The organism is Ferdinandcohnia sp. QZ13, from assembly GCF_031324165.1.
Lineage (GTDB): Bacteria > Bacillota > Bacilli > Bacillales > Bacillaceae_L > Ferdinandcohnia.
Genome location: NZ_JAVIVW010000001.1, coordinates 1,440,732 through 1,462,161, shown reverse-complemented (window position 1 = coordinate 1,462,161; position 21,430 = coordinate 1,440,732). Strand labels below are relative to the sequence as shown.

The 21,430-nt window shown below is 37.8% G+C and carries 18 protein-coding genes and 1 tRNA gene; 13 read left to right on the top strand and 6 right to left on the bottom strand.

Features of this window, described 5'->3' with window-relative positions; genetic code table 11:
* The first annotated feature begins 70 nt into the window (after positions 1-70).
* Both RGU12_RS07050 and aac(6') read left to right on the top strand, forming a co-directional pair.
* Positions 71-709, top strand: coding sequence for a vWA domain-containing protein (locus tag RGU12_RS07050; RefSeq protein ID WP_309535431.1), 639 nt, complete (start codon positions 71-73; stop codon positions 707-709).
* Between the two features lie 14 nt (positions 710-723).
* Entirely contained in the window at positions 724-1,161 is a 438-nt protein-coding gene (gene aac(6'), locus RGU12_RS07045) for an aminoglycoside 6'-N-acetyltransferase (RefSeq protein WP_309535430.1), read from the top strand.
* 50 nt (positions 1,162-1,211) lie between these two features.
* Here aac(6') and RGU12_RS07040 read toward each other — a convergent pair whose 3' ends face one another.
* Positions 1,212-1,664 (bottom strand): nucleoside deaminase, encoded by a 453-nt coding sequence (locus tag RGU12_RS07040; RefSeq protein WP_309535429.1) that lies wholly within the window; start codon positions 1,662-1,664, stop codon positions 1,212-1,214.
* A 39-nt stretch (positions 1,665-1,703) separates the two neighbouring features.
* Positions 1,704-2,534: a hypothetical protein gene (locus RGU12_RS07035; protein ID WP_309535428.1), complete on the bottom strand. Its 831-nt coding sequence runs from the start codon at positions 2,532-2,534 to the stop codon at positions 1,704-1,706.
* A 166-nt stretch (positions 2,535-2,700) separates the two neighbouring features.
* On the opposite strand from RGU12_RS07035, the gene RGU12_RS07030 reads away from it, so the two are divergent.
* A complete protein-coding gene (locus RGU12_RS07030; RefSeq protein ID WP_309535427.1) occupies positions 2,701-3,237 on the top strand; it encodes a DUF6241 domain-containing protein in 537 nt (178 codons plus the stop codon).
* A gap of 11 nt (positions 3,238-3,248) precedes the next feature.
* On the opposite strand, the gene RGU12_RS07025 is transcribed toward RGU12_RS07030, so the two are convergent.
* Both RGU12_RS07025 and RGU12_RS07020 read right to left on the bottom strand, forming a co-directional pair.
* Positions 3,249-3,593: an ArsR/SmtB family transcription factor gene (locus tag RGU12_RS07025; protein WP_309535426.1), complete on the bottom strand. Its 345-nt coding sequence runs from the start codon at positions 3,591-3,593 to the stop codon at positions 3,249-3,251.
* 21 nt (positions 3,594-3,614) lie between these two features.
* On the bottom strand, positions 3,615-5,372 hold the full coding sequence (locus RGU12_RS07020) for a SulP family inorganic anion transporter (RefSeq protein ID WP_309535425.1): 1,758 nt from the start codon (positions 5,370-5,372) through the stop codon (positions 3,615-3,617).
* Between the two features lie 521 nt (positions 5,373-5,893).
* On the opposite strand from RGU12_RS07020, the gene RGU12_RS07015 reads away from it, so the two are divergent.
* A tRNA-Gly gene (locus RGU12_RS07015) sits at positions 5,894-5,967 on the top strand.
* 71 nt (positions 5,968-6,038) lie between these two features.
* On the opposite strand, the gene RGU12_RS07010 is transcribed toward RGU12_RS07015, so the two are convergent.
* Complete coding sequence (locus RGU12_RS07010; RefSeq protein ID WP_309535424.1) at positions 6,039-6,704, bottom strand: B3/B4 domain-containing protein; 666 nt, start codon at positions 6,702-6,704, stop codon at positions 6,039-6,041.
* A 99-nt stretch (positions 6,705-6,803) separates the two neighbouring features.
* Between RGU12_RS07010 and queG the strand changes: the two genes are divergently transcribed.
* The 5 genes from queG (at position 6,804) to yhbH (ending at position 13,836) form a co-directional block, all read left to right on the top strand.
* The gene (queG, locus tag RGU12_RS07005) at positions 6,804-7,937 is read left to right on the top strand and encodes a tRNA epoxyqueuosine(34) reductase QueG (RefSeq protein WP_309535423.1); all 1,134 of its coding nucleotides are present in this window, start codon (positions 6,804-6,806) and stop codon (positions 7,935-7,937) included.
* Positions 7,938-8,287: 350 nt separating this feature from the next.
* Positions 8,288-9,172 (top strand): amidase domain-containing protein, encoded by an 885-nt coding sequence (locus tag RGU12_RS07000; protein ID WP_309535422.1) that lies wholly within the window; start codon positions 8,288-8,290, stop codon positions 9,170-9,172.
* Positions 9,173-9,212: 40 nt separating this feature from the next.
* Entirely contained in the window at positions 9,213-9,686 is a 474-nt protein-coding gene (gene trmL / locus RGU12_RS06995; protein WP_309535421.1) for a tRNA (uridine(34)/cytosine(34)/5-carboxymethylaminomethyluridine(34)-2'-O)-methyltransferase TrmL, read from the top strand.
* Between the two features lie 690 nt (positions 9,687-10,376).
* The gene (locus RGU12_RS06990) at positions 10,377-12,272 is read left to right on the top strand and encodes a PrkA family serine protein kinase (protein ID WP_309535420.1); all 1,896 of its coding nucleotides are present in this window, start codon (positions 10,377-10,379) and stop codon (positions 12,270-12,272) included.
* 382 nt (positions 12,273-12,654) lie between these two features.
* Entirely contained in the window at positions 12,655-13,836 is a 1,182-nt protein-coding gene (gene yhbH, locus RGU12_RS06985) for a sporulation protein YhbH (protein WP_309535419.1), read from the top strand.
* Between the two features lie 50 nt (positions 13,837-13,886).
* Here yhbH and pelA read toward each other — a convergent pair whose 3' ends face one another.
* Positions 13,887-18,203 carry a pectate lyase gene (gene pelA, locus RGU12_RS06980; RefSeq protein ID WP_309535418.1) on the bottom strand — a complete coding sequence of 1,439 codons (4,317 nt, stop codon included), beginning with the start codon at positions 18,201-18,203 and terminating at the stop codon, positions 13,887-13,889.
* A 483-nt stretch (positions 18,204-18,686) separates the two neighbouring features.
* On the opposite strand from pelA, the gene speD reads away from it, so the two are divergent.
* The 4 genes from speD (at position 18,687) to RGU12_RS06960 (ending at position 21,392) form a co-directional block, all read left to right on the top strand.
* Positions 18,687-19,496, top strand: coding sequence for an adenosylmethionine decarboxylase (speD, locus tag RGU12_RS06975; RefSeq protein WP_116351488.1), 810 nt, complete (start codon positions 18,687-18,689; stop codon positions 19,494-19,496).
* Between the two features lie 253 nt (positions 19,497-19,749).
* On the top strand, positions 19,750-19,887 hold the full coding sequence (locus RGU12_RS06970) for an FbpB family small basic protein (protein WP_116351382.1): 138 nt from the start codon (positions 19,750-19,752) through the stop codon (positions 19,885-19,887).
* A gap of 71 nt (positions 19,888-19,958) precedes the next feature.
* Positions 19,959-20,666, top strand: a complete 708-nt coding sequence (locus RGU12_RS06965) for a TerC family protein (protein WP_309535417.1) — start codon at positions 19,959-19,961, stop codon at positions 20,664-20,666.
* 144 nt (positions 20,667-20,810) lie between these two features.
* On the top strand, positions 20,811-21,392 hold the full coding sequence (locus RGU12_RS06960) for a TetR/AcrR family transcriptional regulator (protein WP_309535416.1): 582 nt from the start codon (positions 20,811-20,813) through the stop codon (positions 21,390-21,392).
* The last annotated feature ends 38 nt before the right edge of the window (positions 21,393-21,430 follow it).

Genomic DNA, 21,430 nt, shown 5'->3' with positions numbered 1-21,430 from the left:
AAGCGACCCAACCTATTCTAAATCTTGTTATTCTAATCTTGTAAATAAAACCCGAACGGAGGATAACAAGATGAATACAGAATTAGTGTTTATTTTAGATAAAAGCGGCTCAATGGCTGGGCTTGAAACAGACACGATTGGTGGCTTCAATTCAATGCTCAAAAAACAACAGAAGGCAGAAGGGGAAGCACGTGTTACCACAGTTTTATTCAATCACCATTATGAAATTTTACATGATCGAATCAATGTAATAGGGATTTCACCCATTACTGAAGAAGATTATGAGGTTAGTGGAACAACTGCATTATTAGACGCAATCGGTTTTACGATTCAAAAAATAAACAATGTCCAAAAACATACAAGTAAAGCTGAACGAGCTGAAAAAGTGCTGTTTGTGATTACAACAGATGGAATGGAAAATGCGAGTCGTGAATTTACTGCAGCAAAAATTAAAAAGATGGTGCAATACCAAAAAGAGAAATACGGTTGGGAATTTATGTTTCTAGGTGCAAATATTGATGCCGTTGCAACTGCTGCCGAATTTGGAATTGACGAGGACTTCGCCGTGGATTTCCATGCTGACGAACAAGGAACACAATTAAACTATCAAATGGTCAGTGAGGCTGTCACTAACCTGCGCAGTGGAAAGAAAATTGACCGAAGCTGGAAAGAAGAAATCGAGCAGGACTATAATCGACGTTCAAAATAATTTAGGAGGGTTTTATGGAAATAGTAAAAGCTACCGTTGAGGACGTACATGACATTGTGAGTTTAGCATTGCAGTTATGGCCTGAGAATGTTGAAAGTGTATTTACAATGGAGTTTACTGAATTAATTCATGATAAAAAAGCGGTAATCTTCCTAGCAAAAGAAGAGAATGAAGCTATTGGTTTTGCCCAGTGTCAGCTACGTGTAGACTATGTTGAAGGAACTGAAAGTAGTCCAGTGGGATACCTTGAAGGGATATTTGTAAAAGAAGAGCACAGGAGAAAAGGTGTGGCTAAACAGCTTTTATCCTCATGCGAAAAGTGGGCAAAACATAAAGATTGTTTAGAATTTGCAAGCGATGTTGAACTTGAGAATGATAAAAGCTTGAACTTTCATTTGAAAAATGGATTTCAAGAGGCGAATCGAATTATTTGTTTAACTAAAAAACTCTAAAAAATAGCCATGTCCTCCTTAAATTAAAATAAGGGGACAGGCGCATCAAGTTATTGTTTTCGTTTCCATACTTGCATCGGATCTTCTTGCCCTTCATCTACTTTCATTTGGGTCATTTGAAGAGTACGATCGTCTCTGTTCTTTTTTAGTTCATGATAAATAAAGGTAGATTTTCCTAAACCTACGGCTGCAGCATCCTCGGTGGACTGGCAATAATACAACGTATCAATCCCAGCAAAATACATGGCTGTCAAACACATGGAGCAAGGCTCGCCACTGGCATACATCGTATAGCCCGATAATTCATTCGTTTCGAATTTTTCCTGTGCTCTTCGAATCGCAAGCAATTCGGCATGTCCACTGACATCATGTTTTTTATGTAATTCGTTTACACCTTCAGAAACAATTTGGTTGTCTTTTACCAGCACAGCACCAAATGGTTGCCCGCCTTCATTTACGTTTTGCAGGGCTAATTCAACCGCTCTTTTCATGAATGGGTCCATTCTCATCTCTCCAAGTCCTTTTCTTTCTATTGTAATAGATCATGTCTTATTTACAAGGACTTTGATTGTTCGGTCGGCATACCTGACAAAGAGATAGCCAAGGTAGAAGGTAAGGAAGCTTCCTATCGAATCAAGCACAGAATGCTCTGCTTGTACAATACCGATATATTTCAGTACGATTTCATAAGCTATATAACAAACAATGATAAAAAGAAACCAGCGACTCCTTGCATTCACGATACTTAAATAGGCAAGAACAATAGCAAAAATAAGACCAGTAATCGTTGTGAACGCTGAACTGCCACTTTGTAATTGCTCTATCCACGCTACATGGTAGGTTCTCATTTTAAAAACGGCATGGTGCAAAAAATGGATGGGGATAAAAATACCGTAAAACGATAAAAGTAACGAACCGAAGTGAATCCACTTCTTTTTCAAATGATTCCACCATAATCTTGCTACTGGAAAGTAAATCATTAAACCAATTGTTGTATAGCCGGGTTTCCACCAATTGGTTTCAAAAATCCCCCATTTTGTAAAAATGAGTTCAATGAGTGTGAAAAATATAGCCAACGGGATACTCCAGTACCACCTGCACCTCATCACTACAAATAAAACAGCAAACGAAGGAAGAACAAGACCATTCACCATTGCACCTAAATGTGAATCTAATTCATTGTGTAACACATTAAGCTTATAAACGTAAGAATTAGCCCAAAGATAGATGAAATAATCGAATAAAAGGGTTACCCCTGTTACCGTAAAATACAGGATAAAGATTCGGAATGACCGAATTTTCCAATAGGAAAAACATAAAACGACTAGACCTACTATCATTAAAATTAGATAAGCCCACGCACTAAGACTCAATCAAATATACCTCCATATTATTTATAGGTATTTTCGCCTATTTTTGTTCGTTCAATACTTGTCTAAAACGAAAGAGACCATATAAAGTTATATTTTATGCTAAGATTAAAAATGGATACATAATACTAAATAGTAAGAATATGGGGAATTATGTAGGGAGGAAGTTATGAAAAAATGGATTTGGATTAGTGTTTTTGTGATTCTAATAGGTGCCACGACTGGACTTGTGTTTAGTGTATATAAAATGTTTGACAGTGATGGTGGTCAAAAATCTGTCTCTTCGTCAAACCAGGCTGCTACTAAAGTGGATGAATTTAAGGAGCAAACAAAGAAAATCGGTGGAGTCACATATGATTTGAAGTTAAGTCAAACACCTGAGGAGAGTGAGGTCATTGAGGTGATGCATCATATGACCCATCAAAAGGTAAAGGCCGACAAAAAATGGGGAGCAAAACCAATGATTCCGGAAACCATCAACGAAATTTATGAGGTCGTTTCAAAAAGTGATTTTGCTAGAAAAGAAGATCTTTTGGCCATTTTGGAACGCTGGAAAAATGGAGATTTCAGTCAAGCTGATGATGACCATAATTATTTTTGGGATTATCAAAACGGAACCGTTGGAGCAGCATATGGTATCATGAGCGAAGCCGAAGAAAAAAGATTTATTTTAAATAATTTTGGAAAAGAATTTTTACCGGAGTAACAAAGGATAGTTCAATGGGAACTATCCTTTTCTTCTTCCCCAAATTTATCAAGAAGAGAAATCGTATCAACAAGATGGTTGTTAAAAATTTGCTTTGCCACTGAGAGAAGCTCAACAATCATAGGATCTCTGAGTGAGTAGATAACCCGATTACCATCCTTTGTTCCATATACAATATTTTTAGCACGTAGTACAGTTAGTTGCTGGGACACGGCTGACCCTTCGCTGCCAATCAGGGTTTGAATCTCATTCACATTTTTATCGCCCTCAGCTAAAAGCTCTAAGATCCGAATCCTTAATGGATGTGCGAGAGCTTTAAAAAAGTCAGCCTTAAATTTCTGCATTTCTAAATTCACTACCTTACCTCACTTTCTACCTTAACTTAAGGAAACACTTCTCTTTTTAACCACTTTTTTCTCAACTCCGGAAAGAACCTGGCACTCTTTAAACGCAAAATGTCTACAGCCCAAACATTTATGGCGATTAACCTGGCTTAGTGCATAATCAATCGCATCACCAGTATGCTCAAAAAAGTTTTCCTCTCCTATTAACTCATATAAACCAGTCTTTTGAAGCACACTTTTAGGCTGTGGTTTTATTCCTGATATTAACACAATTCCATGCTTTGAAAAATCCTTAAAAATACTAGCTAGACGCGCTTCTCCTGTTGTATCCATAAACGGAACTCTGCTTAACCGCAACAGTAGAACCTTTGGTCTGTAATTGATTGATTTCATAATTTGTTGTTCAAAAGCCTGGGCGGCTCCGAAAAACAAGGGGCCTTCTACATTATAAATACTTATTTGTGGACAATCATGTGAATCTGTCACAATATGAGTATCCATTTTTTCATGCTTTGTTTCCGGGTTCGGTAACGCTTTTTCTGTCACTATTATATCACTCATTCGCTTTGTAAAAAGAACAACAGCTAAAATGAGCCCAACTTCAACGGCAACGGTTAAATTCATAAAGACTGTTAATAAAAAGGTGACAACCAATACAAGTGAGTCTTCTGTTTTTGTTTTTAAGACATGATAAAACACGCGACGCTCACTCATGTTCCAGGCAACAAGCATAATAATCGGTGCCATACTTGCTAACGGAATTTTTGAAGCATATGGAGCAAATAAAAGTAAGACTAGTAGAACGACTACCCCGTGTATCACACCGGAAAATGGTGAAACGGCTCCTGTTTTAATATTAGTTGCCGTTCTTGCAATTGCTCCGGTTGCAGGAATACCTCCGAACAAAGGGGTTACCATATTCGCAAGACCTTGGCCGACTAATTCTCGGTTCGAATTATGCTTGCTATTTGTCATTCCGTCAGCAACAACGGCTGAAAGAAGGGACTCAATTGCTCCTAACATTGCAATCACAAACGCTGGTTGAATCAGTTGTTTAATTCGCTCAAATGTGATGTCAGGAAATTGAAAGTTTGGTAGTTTACTAGGTATGTCACCAAACGTTGACCCAATTGTCGCTACCTGGGTTGGATAAAAAATAGTTGCAATACCAGTGGAGATTAGTAGGGCAATTAATGAGCCCGGTACTTTTGGGAAGAACTTAGGCGTTAACAGCAGTATTATTAAACAAATGGAAGCAGTTAAAAGACTATAAATATTAATTTCGCTAATATGCAGAACAATTTCTCTCATATTATCTAAAAATAATTCATGCTTCTCTATTTGATCGAGTCCAAGAAAATTGGGTACTTGCCCGACAAAAATAATGATTGCGATACCGGATGTAAAACCAATTGTAACTGGACGTGGAATAAATTTGATTAAAGAGCCCAGCTTGAAAATTCCCATTAAAAATAGAATGATACCTGCCATAAAACCCGCAATTAATAGATTTTCAAATCCATAGGTTGCAACAATTCCAAACAGAATCGGTATAAAGGCACCAGTTGGTCCCCCAATTTGAAACTTAGAGCCTCCAAAGAGTGAAATAAGAATACCCGCGATGATGGTGGTGTAGATCCCATATTCAGGTTTAACGCCTGAAGCAATCGCGAATGCCATTCCCAGAGGAATCGCAATGATTCCAACAACGACGCCAGAAATAAGATCCTTTTGAAAAGACTGAAACGAATACCCTTTAAATCTCCCTGAAAAAGCCCACTTTTGTAGCATTTTTATCCTTCCTTCTGAATAATAGAATATCTGATTATTTGAATATACATATATAAAATCTACTCCTTTAATCTAATAAAGTCAAAAAAAATTTATGAAAATTAAAAAGGGACTCCCTGTGAAAACAGGAAGTCCTACAAAATATTATTATTTTAAAAGAGATATGTGGTTTATTAAATATGTAAAAAACGTGTAGATGTTTTTAAAATTACTATTGCAATATAGCATTTATGTGTGTATAATAACCGAAGTAGTCAGATGAAATAATTATCGACAAAAAGTTACAAAACCTCTTGCATTACATTTACAAACTTGTTATAATATTAACATAATTCTTCTTCGGATTTAATAAATTTTATTATGCGGGTGTAGTTTAATGGTAAAACCTCAGCCACGAGCAATGCTTCAATGAATTTGCTGCGAGTTGCCTCGACGCATTTACTTCTTGATTTAACTGGCAGAGGAAGAGGCATGTAAGGCCCATAAGCGTAATTTAATCCTTATAAACTTAATATCAATATGCGGGTGTAGTTTAATGGTAAAACCTCAGCCTTCCAAGCTGATGTCGTGAGTTCGATTCTCATCACCCGCTCCATACATATATAACGCAGTGTTTCGTTTCTTAGATAAACGAGGTGTTGCGTTTTTTCCATTTTATACAGCCTTTTACTCCACGATAAAAGACTGTACTGATCCACCATGAACCTGCGTAAACATGGCACCAAGTGACGTAATTAATTTTTCACAGCTCTCTTTTTGTAAAGAAGGCTTCAAATAGACGATCTGAATGGCATTTTTTGTTTCAACTGTCACGGCCGTTCTCTCGGAATCCACGTATGGGCTGCCAAATGCTCCCGTATGATCACTGGAAAGTATTTTATCCTTCATCGCAATGTTTCTTCCGTTTATCCCCATATATTCATCTTCTTGTTGACCTATTCGAATCTCAATATCTCCGTTGATTTTATAAGCGTCATAAATTCCAACTGGAATCTCATATTGAATCGAAAAGAAATTATTAAGGTCCGCAGCCGAATGAATAGAATTTAAAAAATTTTGCTTTTTAATCCGACGATAGATGGCTTCAACGGATGGACGATAGCGATTTGGGTCTGTTCCCACCCTTTTAAAAATGTCTCTCCACTCAGCTATTCCATCTACATCTGTAACAGGTTTGTCCTCTAGGTCAAAAAAGAGGGACTCCTGAAAGGTTTGCAATCTACCACGAATCATTTGCGGAGAATCGCCCACTTCGATAAGATCGTATTGAATAATGCCTACCTTTAAATCAGGGACAAGTTCCTTTAATTGTGGCGAAATTTGAATTTCCATCATTTATCCCTCCAAAAATTATTGTAAATAGTGTACCATAAATCCTAGTGATTCAATAAAAGAACGGCTTACAAATTTGAAGGAAGGAGGTTCCAAGACGTGGATATTTTAGAGTTTCAACAAGAGTTAATTGACTATAGTAAAACAATTGGAATCGATAAAATTGGTTTTGCAAGTGCTTCTCCATTTGACGAGTTGAAATCACGACTCCTACGACAACAGGAGTTAGGCTACCAGTCAGGATTTGAACCAAAGGATATTGAAAAAAGAACTAATCCGGAGCTCTTATTGCCTGGTGCAAAATCAATTATTGCGATTGCCTTAGCCTACCCGGCAAAGCTTAAGGATGCACCGAGAAGTACACGAATTGAGCGTCGAGGGATGTTTGCACGTGCCTCTTGGGGAGAGGACTACCACCATGTTTTGCGGGATCGGCTCCAAAAGCTTGAGTCGTTTATTTTAGAAAAACTGCCAGATGCAAAACTTCAATCTATGGTAGATACCGGTGAATTGTCTGACCGTGCGGTAGCAGAACGTGCAGGAATTGGCTGGAGTGGAAAGAACTGCGCAATCATTACGCCGGAGTTTGGTTCATATGTATATTTAGGAGAAATGATCACCAACATCCCATTTGCACCAGATACACCAATTGAGGATCAATGTGGTTCTTGCCGAGCGTGTCTGGATGCATGCCCAACGGGAGCGTTAGTGCAGGGTGGACAAATTAATGCACAACGATGTGTCAGCTTTTTAACGCAAACAAAGGATTTTATACCTGACGAATTCAGAACGAAAATTGGTAACAGACTGTATGGTTGTGATTCCTGTCAGACTGCGTGTCCGAAAAACAAAGGAATCGATTTTCATTTCCATGCAGAAATGGAGCCCGATCCAGAGGTTGTGAAGCCACTGCTTAAACCGATTTTATCGATAAGCAATCGTGATTTTAAAGAAACATTTGGATCGTTATCTGGCTCTTGGAGAGGCAAGAAGCCAATTCAGCGAAACGCAATTATTGCTCTTGCCCATTTTAAAGATAGCAGTGCGATTCCTGAGTTGAAACAAGTGTTAAAAGAGGATCCTAGACCAGTCCTACGGGGAACGGCTGCATGGGCGCTTGGTAGAATTGGCGACGAGAACGCAATTGAAATTTTAAAAGAAGCAAGTTTAAAAGAAAAGGACGAGCAGGTCCTAGTCGAAATCGAAAAAGGATTAAATATGTTGGGGAACTAAAAAGGATGCGATGTGCATTCTTTTTTAGTTCCATACAATCGTAGGGATTGTAGCATGATTCTGACAGAGGTAAGTAGAAAATCTTCGTCTGTGTCCAAATGAGCCTGTGATTCTGATAGAGGTAAGTAGATAATCTTCGTCTGTGTCCAAATGAGCTGTTCATTCTGACAGAAGTCTAGAGAAACCCGATGCCAGTGTCCAAATGAGCACATGATTTTGGATGAACACGAAATACCCACAACAACCTAGAAAAAACAAGATATTCCTTTAGGGCAATTACTAACAATTAAAATATTTTCCTTTCCGCTTTCATATTGTGTAATATCACAGCTTGAAGGTGGGGTGTGTTGATGAAGTCGACGTTAGCGAAGGTAATTGAGGCAAAAGCCCAATTACTCGTTGGAAATACACGAAGTGCATCTTCTGTAAACTTGTCGGAAAAGGACCTTGAGTTGATTCAGAGAAAAAAAGAGCTGCTTGGAAAACGTTCAGCAGAAATTGTTAAATGTAAAACAAATGCTCAAATCATCAACAAAAACGAATTGGATGGAAAAATACACTTGAATTATCACGTGCATTACCAATATTTAATTCGGCAAAATAAAAATCTGTACATCGAGGAGCAGTGTGAAGAAAGAAAAGCCATTTTTACCTCGAATAAATTAATAAGCGATGATGAGGTTCCAAAAGACATAGAAACCCATTATGAAACGATGGATCGGGAAGCTTTAGAAGAAAATACTAGAGATTTTAAATATAATCGACTTGCTGCGGTCCAGTACGCAGAGCGATGGTGGAATGACTACAACCCGAAATATAAAAAATTCACCGACAATTGTACAAACTTTATTTCGCAATGTCTCCACGCCGGCGAAGCGCCGATGTATGGGTATCCAAATCGCAGTAAAGGCTGGTGGATGCAAAACAATAATTGGAGCTATAGCTGGACTGTCGCAAATTCATTGAGATGGTATTTAACTGGATCACGAAGAGGCCTTCAAGCAAAAGAAGTATCCTCTCCAAAGCAACTACTATTGGGGGACATCATCTGCTATGACTTTGAGGGGGATGGCCGATTTAATCACAACACGATTGTTGTAGCAAAGGACTACGAAGGCTATCCATTGGTCAATGCTCAGACGCAAAATAGCCGGATGAGGTTTTGGTCATACTATGATTCAACAGCGTATACACCAAATATAAAATACAAGTTTTTTCATATCATTAATAACTAACTTTTCCTTTTTGGTATAATAACGATTGAGGTGAAAGAAAGTGGGACTTCATGTCGTATTATACCAGCCAGAATTGCCTGCCAATACTGGGAATATCGCAAGGACTTGTGCGGCAACAGATACAACCTTACATTTAATTCGGCCGCTTGGCTTTTCAACAGATGACAAAAGGCTAAAGCGTGCGGGATTAGATTATTGGGAGTTTGTAAAGATTCATGATTATGAATCTTTAGAGGAGCTTTTTTCAACATATCGGGATGGCGAATTTTATTTCATTACGAAGTTTGGGAAAAAAACACATTCATCCATAGATTATAGTGATATAGAAAAAGACTACTTCCTTATATTTGGAAGGGAGACTACCGGGCTACCTCAGGATCTTATTCAAAACAACCTGGACCGAACTTTGCGTCTTCCGATGACAGAAAAAGTCGGCGCCCTAAACCTATCCAATACTGCAGCTATACTCATATACGAGGTATTAAGGCAACAAAATTACCCTGGACTTACGTAAAATAAAAATGACCCCTACCATTGGTAGGGGTCATTTTTATTCTTGTCTAGCGCAAGTAGCCTAGCCACTCGAGGTCATAAGCCAATCCGTCAAGAAGAATAAAAGGCATTCTTCTCGCCGGCTTTTCTTATGCTTGTCGGACTTGCACAGGAAGTGCTGAGATCGACGTTTGCCACAGGACGTGGCAGTAGTTAGTCGATGATCCTCTTTCAAGGCACTTCCACTTTTCGTTTTATTTTTTGTTAATGCTTGGCTTATCTTCATACCCAGAAGTAAAGATAGCAGCTAAAAAGGTAACGCATACACCTAAAATTAGGGCTAATTTCATGTGCTTTTTCCTCCTTTATGTATAAAGCTCAAAAAGTAATGAACCTTCAAGTATCTTCCTAAAAAACACATCTACGTGTATTATAACCTAATTTCAATTTTGTGTGAATGTTATCTATGGACAAATTGTAAACATTTTCGAACCTTTCATCAGTAGGCACATACATTAGAAGGAACCCTTTAACATTTATGCTTTCACTTACTGAAAAACTCAATTTGTCCAATCGAAAATTCGAAATTTATTTTTTTACTATTCTGAATAGGACATGTTGAATTTTGTAAGATTAAAGCATGTTAAAGGACATCCTCGCATACATTTTAATAAACCGTGCAAGAGACATCAAAGATGGAGGAGGCCCCTTAATGGATATTCTAAAGAAAATAGAGAGGTTTCGTGAAGAAGAACAACGCTTAAAGTGGGAAGGTACCTTCGCTGAATATTTGGAGATCTTAAAGGAAAAGCCATGGGTTGCTCAGTCTGCTCATTCAAGAGTTTATAATATGATCAAAGATGCAGGTGTTGAAGAGGTAGATGGAAAGCGTAAGTATAAATTTTTTGATCATCAATTGTTTGGTCTTGAGGAGGCCCTTGAGCGCTTAGTAGAAGAATATTTTCATCCAGCCGCGAAACGACTCGATGTACGAAAGCGAATTTTATTATTAATGGGTCCTGTTAGTGGTGGTAAATCAACACTCGTTTCCATGTTAAAAAGAGGATTAGAAGCGTACTCACATACAGAGCGGGGGGCGGTGTATGCAATTAAAGGCTGTCCGATGCATGAAGATCCACTGCACCTAATTCCTCATCATTTAAGAGAGGACTTTTTTGATGAGTATGGCATTCGAATTGAAGGCAATTTGTCGCCTTTAAATATGATGAGATTACAGGAAGAATACGGTGGCCGAATTGAGGATGTTCGGGTCGAAAGAGTCTTCTTCTCTGAAGATAGACGTGTCGGAATTGGAACCTTTAGCCCATCTGATCCAAAATCCCAGGACATTGCTGATTTAACAGGTAGTATTGATTTTTCAACGATTGCTGAATTTGGCTCAGAATCAGACCCGCGTGCGTACCGCTTCGATGGAGAACTAAACAAAGCGAACCGTGGAATGATGGAATTCCAGGAGATGTTAAAGTGTGACGAAAAATTCCTTTGGCATTTACTCTCCTTAACACAAGAGGGGAATTTTAAAGCAGGGAGGTTTGCTTTAATCAGTGCCGATGAACTCATTGTTGCGCACACGAACGAAACGGAATATCGTTCTTTTATATCAAATAAGAAAAATGAAGCGTTACACTCACGTATTATCGTGATGCCTGTTCCTTATAATCTTCGCGTTTCTGAGGAAGAGCGTATCTATGAAAAAATGATCAAAGAAAGTGACGTCCGCGATGTGCATATTGCACCACATACGTTTAGAGTGGCAGCAATGTTTACGATTTTAACAAGATTAAAAGCGCCTAAAAAGGGCGATGTCGATATTATTAAAAAGATGAGATTGTATGATGGAGAAAGTGTGGAAGGTTTCAATGCAGTTGATGTGGAGGAGCTTCGCAAAGAATATCAGGATGAGGGTATGAGTGGAATTGACCCGCGTTATGTGATTAACCGGATTTCTTCAACCATTATTCGAAAGGAAAACCCATCCATCAATGCCTTAGATGTATTACGATCATTAAAGGATGGCCTTGAACATCATCCATCGATTTCAAATGAAGACCGTGAGCGTTATTTAAACTTCATCTCAATAGCTAGACGTGAGTATGATGATATTGCGAAAAAAGAAGTTCAAAAAGCGTTTGTTTATTCGTACGAAGAGTCTGCGAAGACATTAATGGATAACTATCTAGATAATGTTGAAGCATATTGTAATAAAAACAAGCTTCGAGATCCATTGACAGGTGAAGAGATGAATCCAGATGAAAAGCTCATGCGTTCAATTGAGGAGCAAATCGGAATCTCAGAAAATGCAAAGAAGGCATTCAGAGAGGAGATCCTTATCCGCATCTCGGCATATGCACGAAAAGGAAGAAGATTTGATTACAATTCACACGAACGTCTACGTGAAGCGATACAAAAGAAATTATTTGCTGACCTAAAAGACGTCGTCAAAATCACTACTTCTTCAAAAACACCGGATGAACAACAGCTTAAGAAGGTAAACGAGGTTGTTGCAAGATTGATTGATGAATATGGCTATAATTCAACATCAGCTAATGAACTGCTTCGTTATGTTGGTAGCTTATTGAATCGATAAATGAGAATAAGGGGTTAGACCAGATGAATTGGTCTAATCCCTTGTTTTTCCATAGGGCCTTCGTGGCAATGGTTGTCCATTATAAAAAAATTCATTATATGAAAAAATGGTGGGAACTTGTCTATTTTTAAGACATAATGCCTAATTTGCGAAATCTTTTGTCAATAATACGATATTTTTGCATAGTATAGAGTAATCTACTATTGCTCCATTTTGGTTCAAGAGCGGTAGAAGTTGGTCTCTTTTTTTATTTCCAAACAGGTTATTGTTTCATACAGTTTTTTTCGTTTATCGAAATTCTTTCGCAAACCGTCAAGATAATGTATGAAAGTCCGTGTAAAAATGTGAATGGTTTTCAAAAAAATTAGGGAGGGGAAAGATTATGTCGAAAAGTAACTCAAAGAATTTTGTCATTTCCCAAGAAGATTGGTCCCTCCATCGCAAAGGCCATGATGACCAAACAAGACACCAGGAAAAGGTTCAGGATGCCATAAAGAATAATTTGCCAGATTTAATAACGGAAGAAAGTATCATTATGTCAAACGGAAAAGATGTTGTTAAGATCCCAATTCGATCATTGGACGAATATAAAATCCGTTATAACTATGACAAAAATAAACACGTTGGCCAAGGGGATGGAGATAGCCAGGTAGGTGACGTTATTGCAAGAGATGGCTCAGGGCAAAGCGGGGGACAGTCTGGTCCTGGAAAAGGGAAAGGTGCAGGCGATCAAGCAGGGGAAGACTATTATGAGGCTGAAGTATCCCTCATGGAGCTTGAAGAAGCATTGTTTAAAGAGTTGGAACTTCCAAATCTGAAACGGAAAGAACAGGATCAAAACGTTGTAGAAAATATTGAATTTAATGATATCCGTCGTACAGGTTTAATGGGGAATATTGATAAAAAACGGACCATGATGTCAGCTTATAAACGAAATGCGATGGCAGGGAAGCCGAGCTTCCATCCAATCTATCGTGAGGATCTGAAATTTAAAACGTGGAATGAAGTTGTAAAACCCGATTCAAAAGCTGTAGTGCTTGCGATGATGGATACAAGCGGCAGTATGGGAATTTGGGAAAAGTATATGGCAAGAAGCTTCTTCTTCTGGATGACTCGATTCCTACGTACAAAATATGAAACTGTTGAAATTGAATTCATTGCTCACCACACAGAAGCAAAGGTTGTATCCGAAGAAGACTTCTTCTCCAAAGGTGAAAGTGGAGGTACAATTTGTTCATCGGTTTATCGAAAAGCGTTGGAAATCATCGATGAAAAGTACCCAGAGACACGCTATAATATTTATCCATTCCATTTTTCAGATGGAGATAATTTAACATCTGATAATGCAAGATGTGTGAAATTAGTGAGCGAGTTAATGAAGGTTTCCAATATGTTCGGCTACGGTGAAGTCAATCAGTACAATCGTCATTCGACCCTTATGTCAGCCTATAAGAATATTGAGGATGAGCGCTTCAAGTACTATATTTTAAAACAAAAAGCAGACGTATTCCATGCGATGAAGAGCTTCTTTAAGAAGGATGAAGAGAAAAAGATGTATGCATGAAAAAAGAGAGGGTGGACCCTCTCTTTTCCTATGAAGTAAAGTTTAGTTATTTATCTTTTGCAATATCCTGGTACTGGGTAAATTCCTGGTTTTTGATCTATTTTTGTTTTTGGACCATTACCTGGTTTTTCACATACTTCGACTTCAGTCGGTTCCCAGCCCTTAAGAATGTTTTGAACGGTCCAGTTCGCAGCTTCTTCATCAGTAAGTTGTCTTCGTGATTCGTTGATTGCAGCACCAGGTCCGAAGTTTTTATATTCAAACAAACGAGCATCTTCTGGGTTCAAGCCACTCATGGACGTCCAGCCTTCTTCTTTAATGTGATCACCAAGTTCGCTATTCATGATGACCACACTACCAATTGCATTAGGGTTTCCACCAGCAGGCCAAGGTCTGCCCAAATACACAGTTCTAGCAGGAGCATCACTTGTTAGCTTACTATCTTTAATCAAGATCCCATAGGGGGCAGTGATTAAGGTGCTCGCTGCAGTAATATATCCATTATTTGAGCCTGAACCACGGTCAAGTGAATGAATCACTGAATGTTCAAAAACAGCACGTGCAGCACCAAAGATGAAGTCAACGTCTCCCTCCACATACACATGAGTAAAGTACTGGCTACCAGAGTGGACATATAAAGTATCCTGATTGCCTATGAATCTTACATTGTTAAAATATTGACGGTCACCTGCTGCATATACGGCAACCGCTTGTTTCCCACTTACATCAGTTGAGCTTTCATCAAAAGAGTTTTCGAATGTAACATTGGCTACTCTGAAATCATTTGCACGCAAGTATACACTTGCACTTCCGCTTGTACCAAGAGTACCGCCGACGCCATTGTCTCTGCCTGCGTAGTTATCGTAAGTAAGGATTGTTTTTTCTGGATCTTCCCCAATCATTGTAATAAATGGTTTGTTATTTGGAACAGTAATCACTTCTTTGTATACACCATTCTTAATAAAGATAGTAACCGGAGTCTCGTTGTTTGCTGGGATAGCATCAATTGCTGCTTGAACGGTTTCATAGTCACCAGTTCCATCTTTAGCGACCACGATTTCATTTTCGATATGGTCCATTTTTTCATTTACACTTTTCGCTACTTTTATATCACTTTCTTTTAGTGTTCTACCGTTAATGTCCCTAGAGTTCGTACCAACGACCTGTACATATACATTGTTTGTAAAATAACCCGTTTCTTTAGCAATAGTTAGTAATTTTGTACCCCAATGGCCGCCCCAAGAATAACCATTTCGCCGCTCTTCTTCAATTTCCATGATGTCATATTTGATGACTCCATCACGCCCTGAGAAAATACCTTTGTTTGTACCTATTTCATAAAATCTGTACCATGCTGTTGAGTTTGGATCTTCCACAAAATACACATTATTCGGATCACCACTCACATAACGGGTGTTTTCTAGCTTTACTGAATCTACCCATTCTAAAGCAGCTCGAACAGATTGTTTGATTTCCTCTGTTTGTGGACGTGACATAAGAAATCTTATGATGCCAATAGATTCTGATCCAGAAATAGAAGGGTGTTCATAGGCACGTGCTTCACGTGGTTCAAACGTGTATGGATCGTGTTGGGCACACCAAGCAGTCAATTTTCCATCTACTTTTATTTGTGCTTTTAAGATGTAATCTATACCACTATCAATCGATTGTTTGATTTTTTGAGTATAGGAATCATCGATTACATCGGAATCAAATGGATATCTCTTTGCTAACACATCATCTATCATTTCTAGCACATTAATCATCGCTTCATCGTTAAATGTTACATAGTCTGAATAGTTTCCACGTCTTGGAAAAACCTGGGCAAAACCACCTGTATCATATTGTAATTTGAACAAGAATTCAAAGCCTTTTTCAATGCTTTCTTTATACCTCACGTCACCAGTTTCACGGTATACCTCAGCTAAGAAAAGAATTTCCTTGATGGTTGCATCATTGTCAATTGTTCCAAGTTCAACTCCATTTGCAATCCATTCTGAGCGTGGCTCTGTACCATTCCAAGGACGTTCGTAGATGTAGGGCCAGTTTTTTGTCCAACCACCATGATCCATTTGCCAGGTTAATAGATTGTTCGCTTTTCGAATGGCATCTTTAAGATCACCTTTAAACACAACCTTCTCAGGTTCGACAATATACTGACCGTTTTGATCCAACTCATCCAAGCTATTTAAAACCAGAACAGTCTGTCCAAATTTGTTTGTCCCTTTAGCGCCTTTATCAATTATAAGGTTTTTAAAATTAGGGCTTAAAGTTGACCAATTACCAGTGGGGTAAACCACACTTATATCCGAAAAATTAAATTCCTCGAATGTGCTATTCAACGTTACAGCGATTAGATTACTAGATATTGCATGAACATCTGCGATTTGAACGGTATTGCTTTGTCCTTCAGCAGGGAGGGAATCGACTAATGTCCTTGCTTCTCCCCAAGTGAGATCTTTATTATTATTTGCTAATGTGGAGGAACCTTTTAGTTTTTCAATAATTTTTACAGCTTCTTTTTTCTTAAGTGTTTTTTCAGGATGAACCTTTCCGTTTTTTACTAGTTCATCCATATATCCCGCTTGCTTAGATGCAGCCAGAACATAGGAATACCACTCATTTAGGGAGACTTCCCAAACGCTTGATTCAGAATTTAATCCTTTAAATTGCTCTTCCTTTACTAGTCCCAGTTTGCTATTAACTAAAGCCATGAATTCAAGCCGTGTAATCGAATCGGTGTCTGCTGGTTGTTTGTCAACAATGATACCCAATTCATTTAATTTTTTCAGATAAAGTCCGCTGACAACATCCGTTAATTTCGTATCCTCAATATCGATTCGACCTTCATCAGATCCTGTATCTTTATTATGGATTCGCAAGTGGTCAATATTCGCTCCACCACTATCCCCAACTCCGGTTGCACGAATTTTATTCTCACCAGCTTTTAGGGTTGCTTTCGTAGAAGTATAAACCCATGTGGTCCATGCGCCGGTTGGGTCAAAAGCAAGGGATTCTTCTACAACTTTATCGTTTACTTTAATCTCTGCTGGTCTGGCATCAGTTCCACCAGAAGCATACCTGAAGTCAAGGAAGTATTGCCCATCCGTTGGTACATTTACTGTCCACTCGACCCAACTACCAGGTTGATTTGGTTTAAAATCAATAAATCCTGTTCCCGTAAACCCAGAATGCTGGTTATCGATGATAACGCCATTTTCATCTAGTAGGGCATCTTCTGCTTCATAGATTTGATCAACATCCATATAAATTTTTAGATGATCAATATTCGCTCCACCACTATCCCCAACACCTGTAGCAACAATAATATTCTCACCAGCTGTTAATGTGGCTTTCGTTGAAGTGTAAAACCAATTCGCCCAACCACCTGTCGGGTTGAAGGCAAGCTTCGGCTCAACGATTTCTCCATTCACTTTTATTTCGGAGGGACGATCATCGGTCCCGCCATGTGCATAACGAAAATCTAAAGTATACTCTCCAGCTGCAGGAACATCTATTGTCCATTCAATTACCCCACCTGGTGCATTCGGTACCATATCTACAAAACCAGTACCTGTAAACCCTGGATGTTTGTTGTCGATGATAGCATTGGTTAATTTACCGTCTTCAGCCTCATAAACTCCATTTGTACCTGGTTCAGTAGGAGGAGTCGGTTCGCCTGGTTCTTCCGGTTCAACATCTGGTAAAGAACCTGAGATTTTAATATCATCAACATAATGACCAAGCGCTTTACTTCCAGGTGTGAATGTTTCAAAATGCTTAATTTTTGTGGTTGGTTGATTTAATGGGGCAGCTTCTAATTTTAATTCTCCATCAATATACACATTTGCTGTTTGGTTGGATAAATCAACTACAACCTTGATGTCATACCACACATTTTCTTCGAGTGTAACCAATGAATCATAGCTGCTTCCAGTACGATATGTAATGCTATTATCTTTTGTTTCAATAATAACAGGAGTCCCGTCTCCTTTTAATCTCATGACTTTAGTAGAGCTAGTGTACTTTGGTTGCATAAACTTCATTTGAACGGTGACAATACCAACTAACTCACTGAATGATTTGCTTAGATTCACATCCGCTGATTCACTAGTATCATTTAAAAATACACTTTTGTTCGTAGCATCTGGCACCTCTGTTACTAGGATCGTTCCACCACCTTCAGATACATCAAATTCTGCAGGATGCTCCCCAGTCATTTCATTATTAAAATCTGCTTCAAAAAGGAAGGTAGATGCATCAGTTTCATCGGCATTAACTAGAGTGTTGGTAGCGGTAGAAAATAAACTAGTTAAAGTTAGCATGACTACCAATGTAAGATATCCAAAACGCTTGAATACATTCATTCAATTGAACTCCTTTCCAAATTTAATTCATATAAAGCTTTTAAAACTATGAAAATTTATCCCCCTTCCTAATAGGACTAAAGAACTATCTGAATATTCAGTCTATGATGTCTGCAAAAAAAGTCTACCATAGTAGGGATAATCATAAATGTATATATATTGCTCTAGAAAGGTTCCAATTTTCCTATTTGGTAGAATCTAATCAAATGATTATATGTGTTATGTGAAAAAAATCGACGTATTAATAGAAACTTAATTCTTTATTCATAGTTTGTTCATATTTAGTGGGTATTATAAAGACATGGAAAAGATAAGCTTTTTCATACCCCCCTTTTAAATGATCATATCATTAGTATCCGGCTCTATAGCCGGATATTTTTTTTGACCATTAGTAAAATCCAATTAAAATGAATAGAATCCGCCGATTCAACCAACATAAAAATATGGAAAAAATATAAAAAAGGGGACAATTACATGAAACACATGGAGCTTTCTCCAAATCAGATAACAGAACTACATGGTTTCAATAATTTAACGAAATCCTTAAGCTTTAACATGTACGATATCTGTTATACAAGATCTCAAGAGGAACGTGATGCGTATTTAGAATATATAGATGATGTGTATAATGCAGATCGTTTAACTGAAATCTTAACCAATGTGGCGGATATTATCGGGGCAAATATTTTGAATGTCGCCAAGCAAGACTATATTCCCCAAGGTGCAAGTGTTACGATTTTAGTATCAGAGGGACCTGTGGATGAATCTCCTGATGAAGCATTTGAAGAGTCCCCAGGACCAATTCCAGGATCTGTTGTTGCTCAAATGGATAAAAGTCATATCACTGTTCATACTTATCCAGAATCCCACCCAGATGATGGAATTAGCACGTTTCGAGCAGACATTGATGTGTCAACGTGCGGGGAAATATCTCCTTTAAAAGCGTTAAATTACTTGATCCAATCGTTTGAGACCGATGTGATGACCATTGATTATCGTGTGCGTGGATTCACAAGAGACGTAACAGGGCATAAGCTGTTTATTGACCATGAAATAAATTCGATCCAAAATTACATACCTGATGATATTCAGGAGATGTATCACATGATTGATGTGAACGTATACCAGGAAAATATTTTCCATACAAAATGTAAACTCAAGGAATTTGATCTAGAGCATTATTTGTTTTTTAGCAATACAAAAGAGAAACTAACACCCGAAGAGGAACTAATGATTGCTGAAAAATTGATTACAGAAATGGATGAAATTTTTTACGGGAAAAATATTATTTGAAAAAAGGTTGACAATCGCACAAATCCTATGTAAAATTGATTTTATAATAAATATTGTGAATATTGTTCTCCTAAAGGGGAGTAGCTTTTACAGCAAAGTCGTCATTTCAGAGTGTGAACCACTCTCGGCTTTGTTGGCAACTTATTCGTTGTTAGCAAGACCTTTACCAGTTTACGGTAGAGGTCTTTATTTATGACCTTTACCACTTAAGGTAAGGGTCATTTTTGTTTTTTAGAAAGAGGTGAGAAGAGGTATGCTTAAAAGAAAAGTTGAAACATCATCATTTGAGGAATTAATTAAAAAGAATAAAGAAGAGATTTTAAAAGATAAAGAAGAGCTTGAAAAGATAGAAAAACGATTAGATGAAAAGTATTTGGCATCATTGAAGTAGTTTATTCTAGTGAAAGGCATTATTGTTTTTTCCTAATTTAATAGAATAAAAGAATTGAAGGGAGATCTTTGATGGAATTCTTAAGCGTAGAGTTTTTTACCGCACTCTTAGTTATTATTGGAATTGATTTGGTGCTAGCAGGTGATAATGCCATCGTTATCGGTTTAGCAGCAAGAAAATTACCGAAGGAACAACAAAAGAAAGCAATTATCTGGGGGACTGTAGGGGCAATTGTGATCAGGATTGCAGCAACCTTAGCAGTTGTATGGCTTCTCGAAATCACAGGACTACGACTTATCGGTGGTATCCTGCTAATATGGATTGCCTATAATCTATTAGCTGATGATAAAGGTCGTGAAATAAAAGCAGTCGGAAGCTTCTGGGCAGCAATTCGAACCATTATTATTGCGGACGCATTGATGGGTCTAGATAATGTATTAGCGGTTGCTGGTGCTGCGCAAGGTAATTTCTTACTCGTTGTATTAGGACTTATTATTTCAGTTCCGATTATGATTTGGGGAAGTACATTGTTCATTAAGTTAGTTGAACGTTTCCCAATCATCATTACAATTGGTGCAGCGATTTTAGCTTGGACTGCGTCGAAGATGATCGTTGCAGAACCATTCCTAAGCACTGTATTTAGTAATGGATTTGTGAAATATGGTTTTGAGATCCTTGTCGTTGCTGCCATTGTAGGAATTGGCTACATGAAGCAAAAGAAAGCAGCTAATGTGGCTGAAGAGCAACAAGAACAACAAGTATTAAGCAAAGCTGAATAATAATGAAAACAAGGCGGACTCATGTTAGGGTCCGCTTTTATATTGTATTGTTTATTTTATAAAATGTGCATAAAATCGTTTGACTTCTGGTTTTATTTGGAATATATTTATTATTGAACAGTGGTTAATAAAAGGAGAGCTTAAATGTCACCAAGAAAACAGGTTCAAGAGGAATTGTCACGAGAAAAAATAATGGATGTTGCCCATGAACTCTTTGTTCAGAAAGGCTATCAACATGTTTCAATGCGTCAAATCGCAAAGGAATTAAATTATAGCCATGGTGCAATTTATTATCATTTTAACAATAAAGCTGATTTATTTTATGCCATGGTTGTTCAAGATTTTGAACTGCTAAACCAGGTTTTACAGCAGATCATCAATCAGGACATACCGCCAGATGAAAAATTAAAAAAGATTTTGTTAGGGTATATTGAATTCGGGCTTACACACAAAAGCCAATATGAATTAATGTTCTTAATCAATGATGAAGAGGTAAAGAGCTGTATTCAACAGGAGCCAATGGAAAGCTACGGAATGTTTGCAAATGTCATTTCGAATTTAAGTAACCAAAAAGCAAGTATTCAGGATATCTGGTCCATTTTCTTATCGATACATGGTTTTGTTACACATTATTGCAGGAGCAATCAAACCTATGACGATGTGAAAAATTTGGCCCGATCTCATGTTGAATATATCTTAAAACCAATATTAAACGGGAAAGTGTAACATACTTTCCCAAAGTGCTGAATTATTTTTTTGTATTA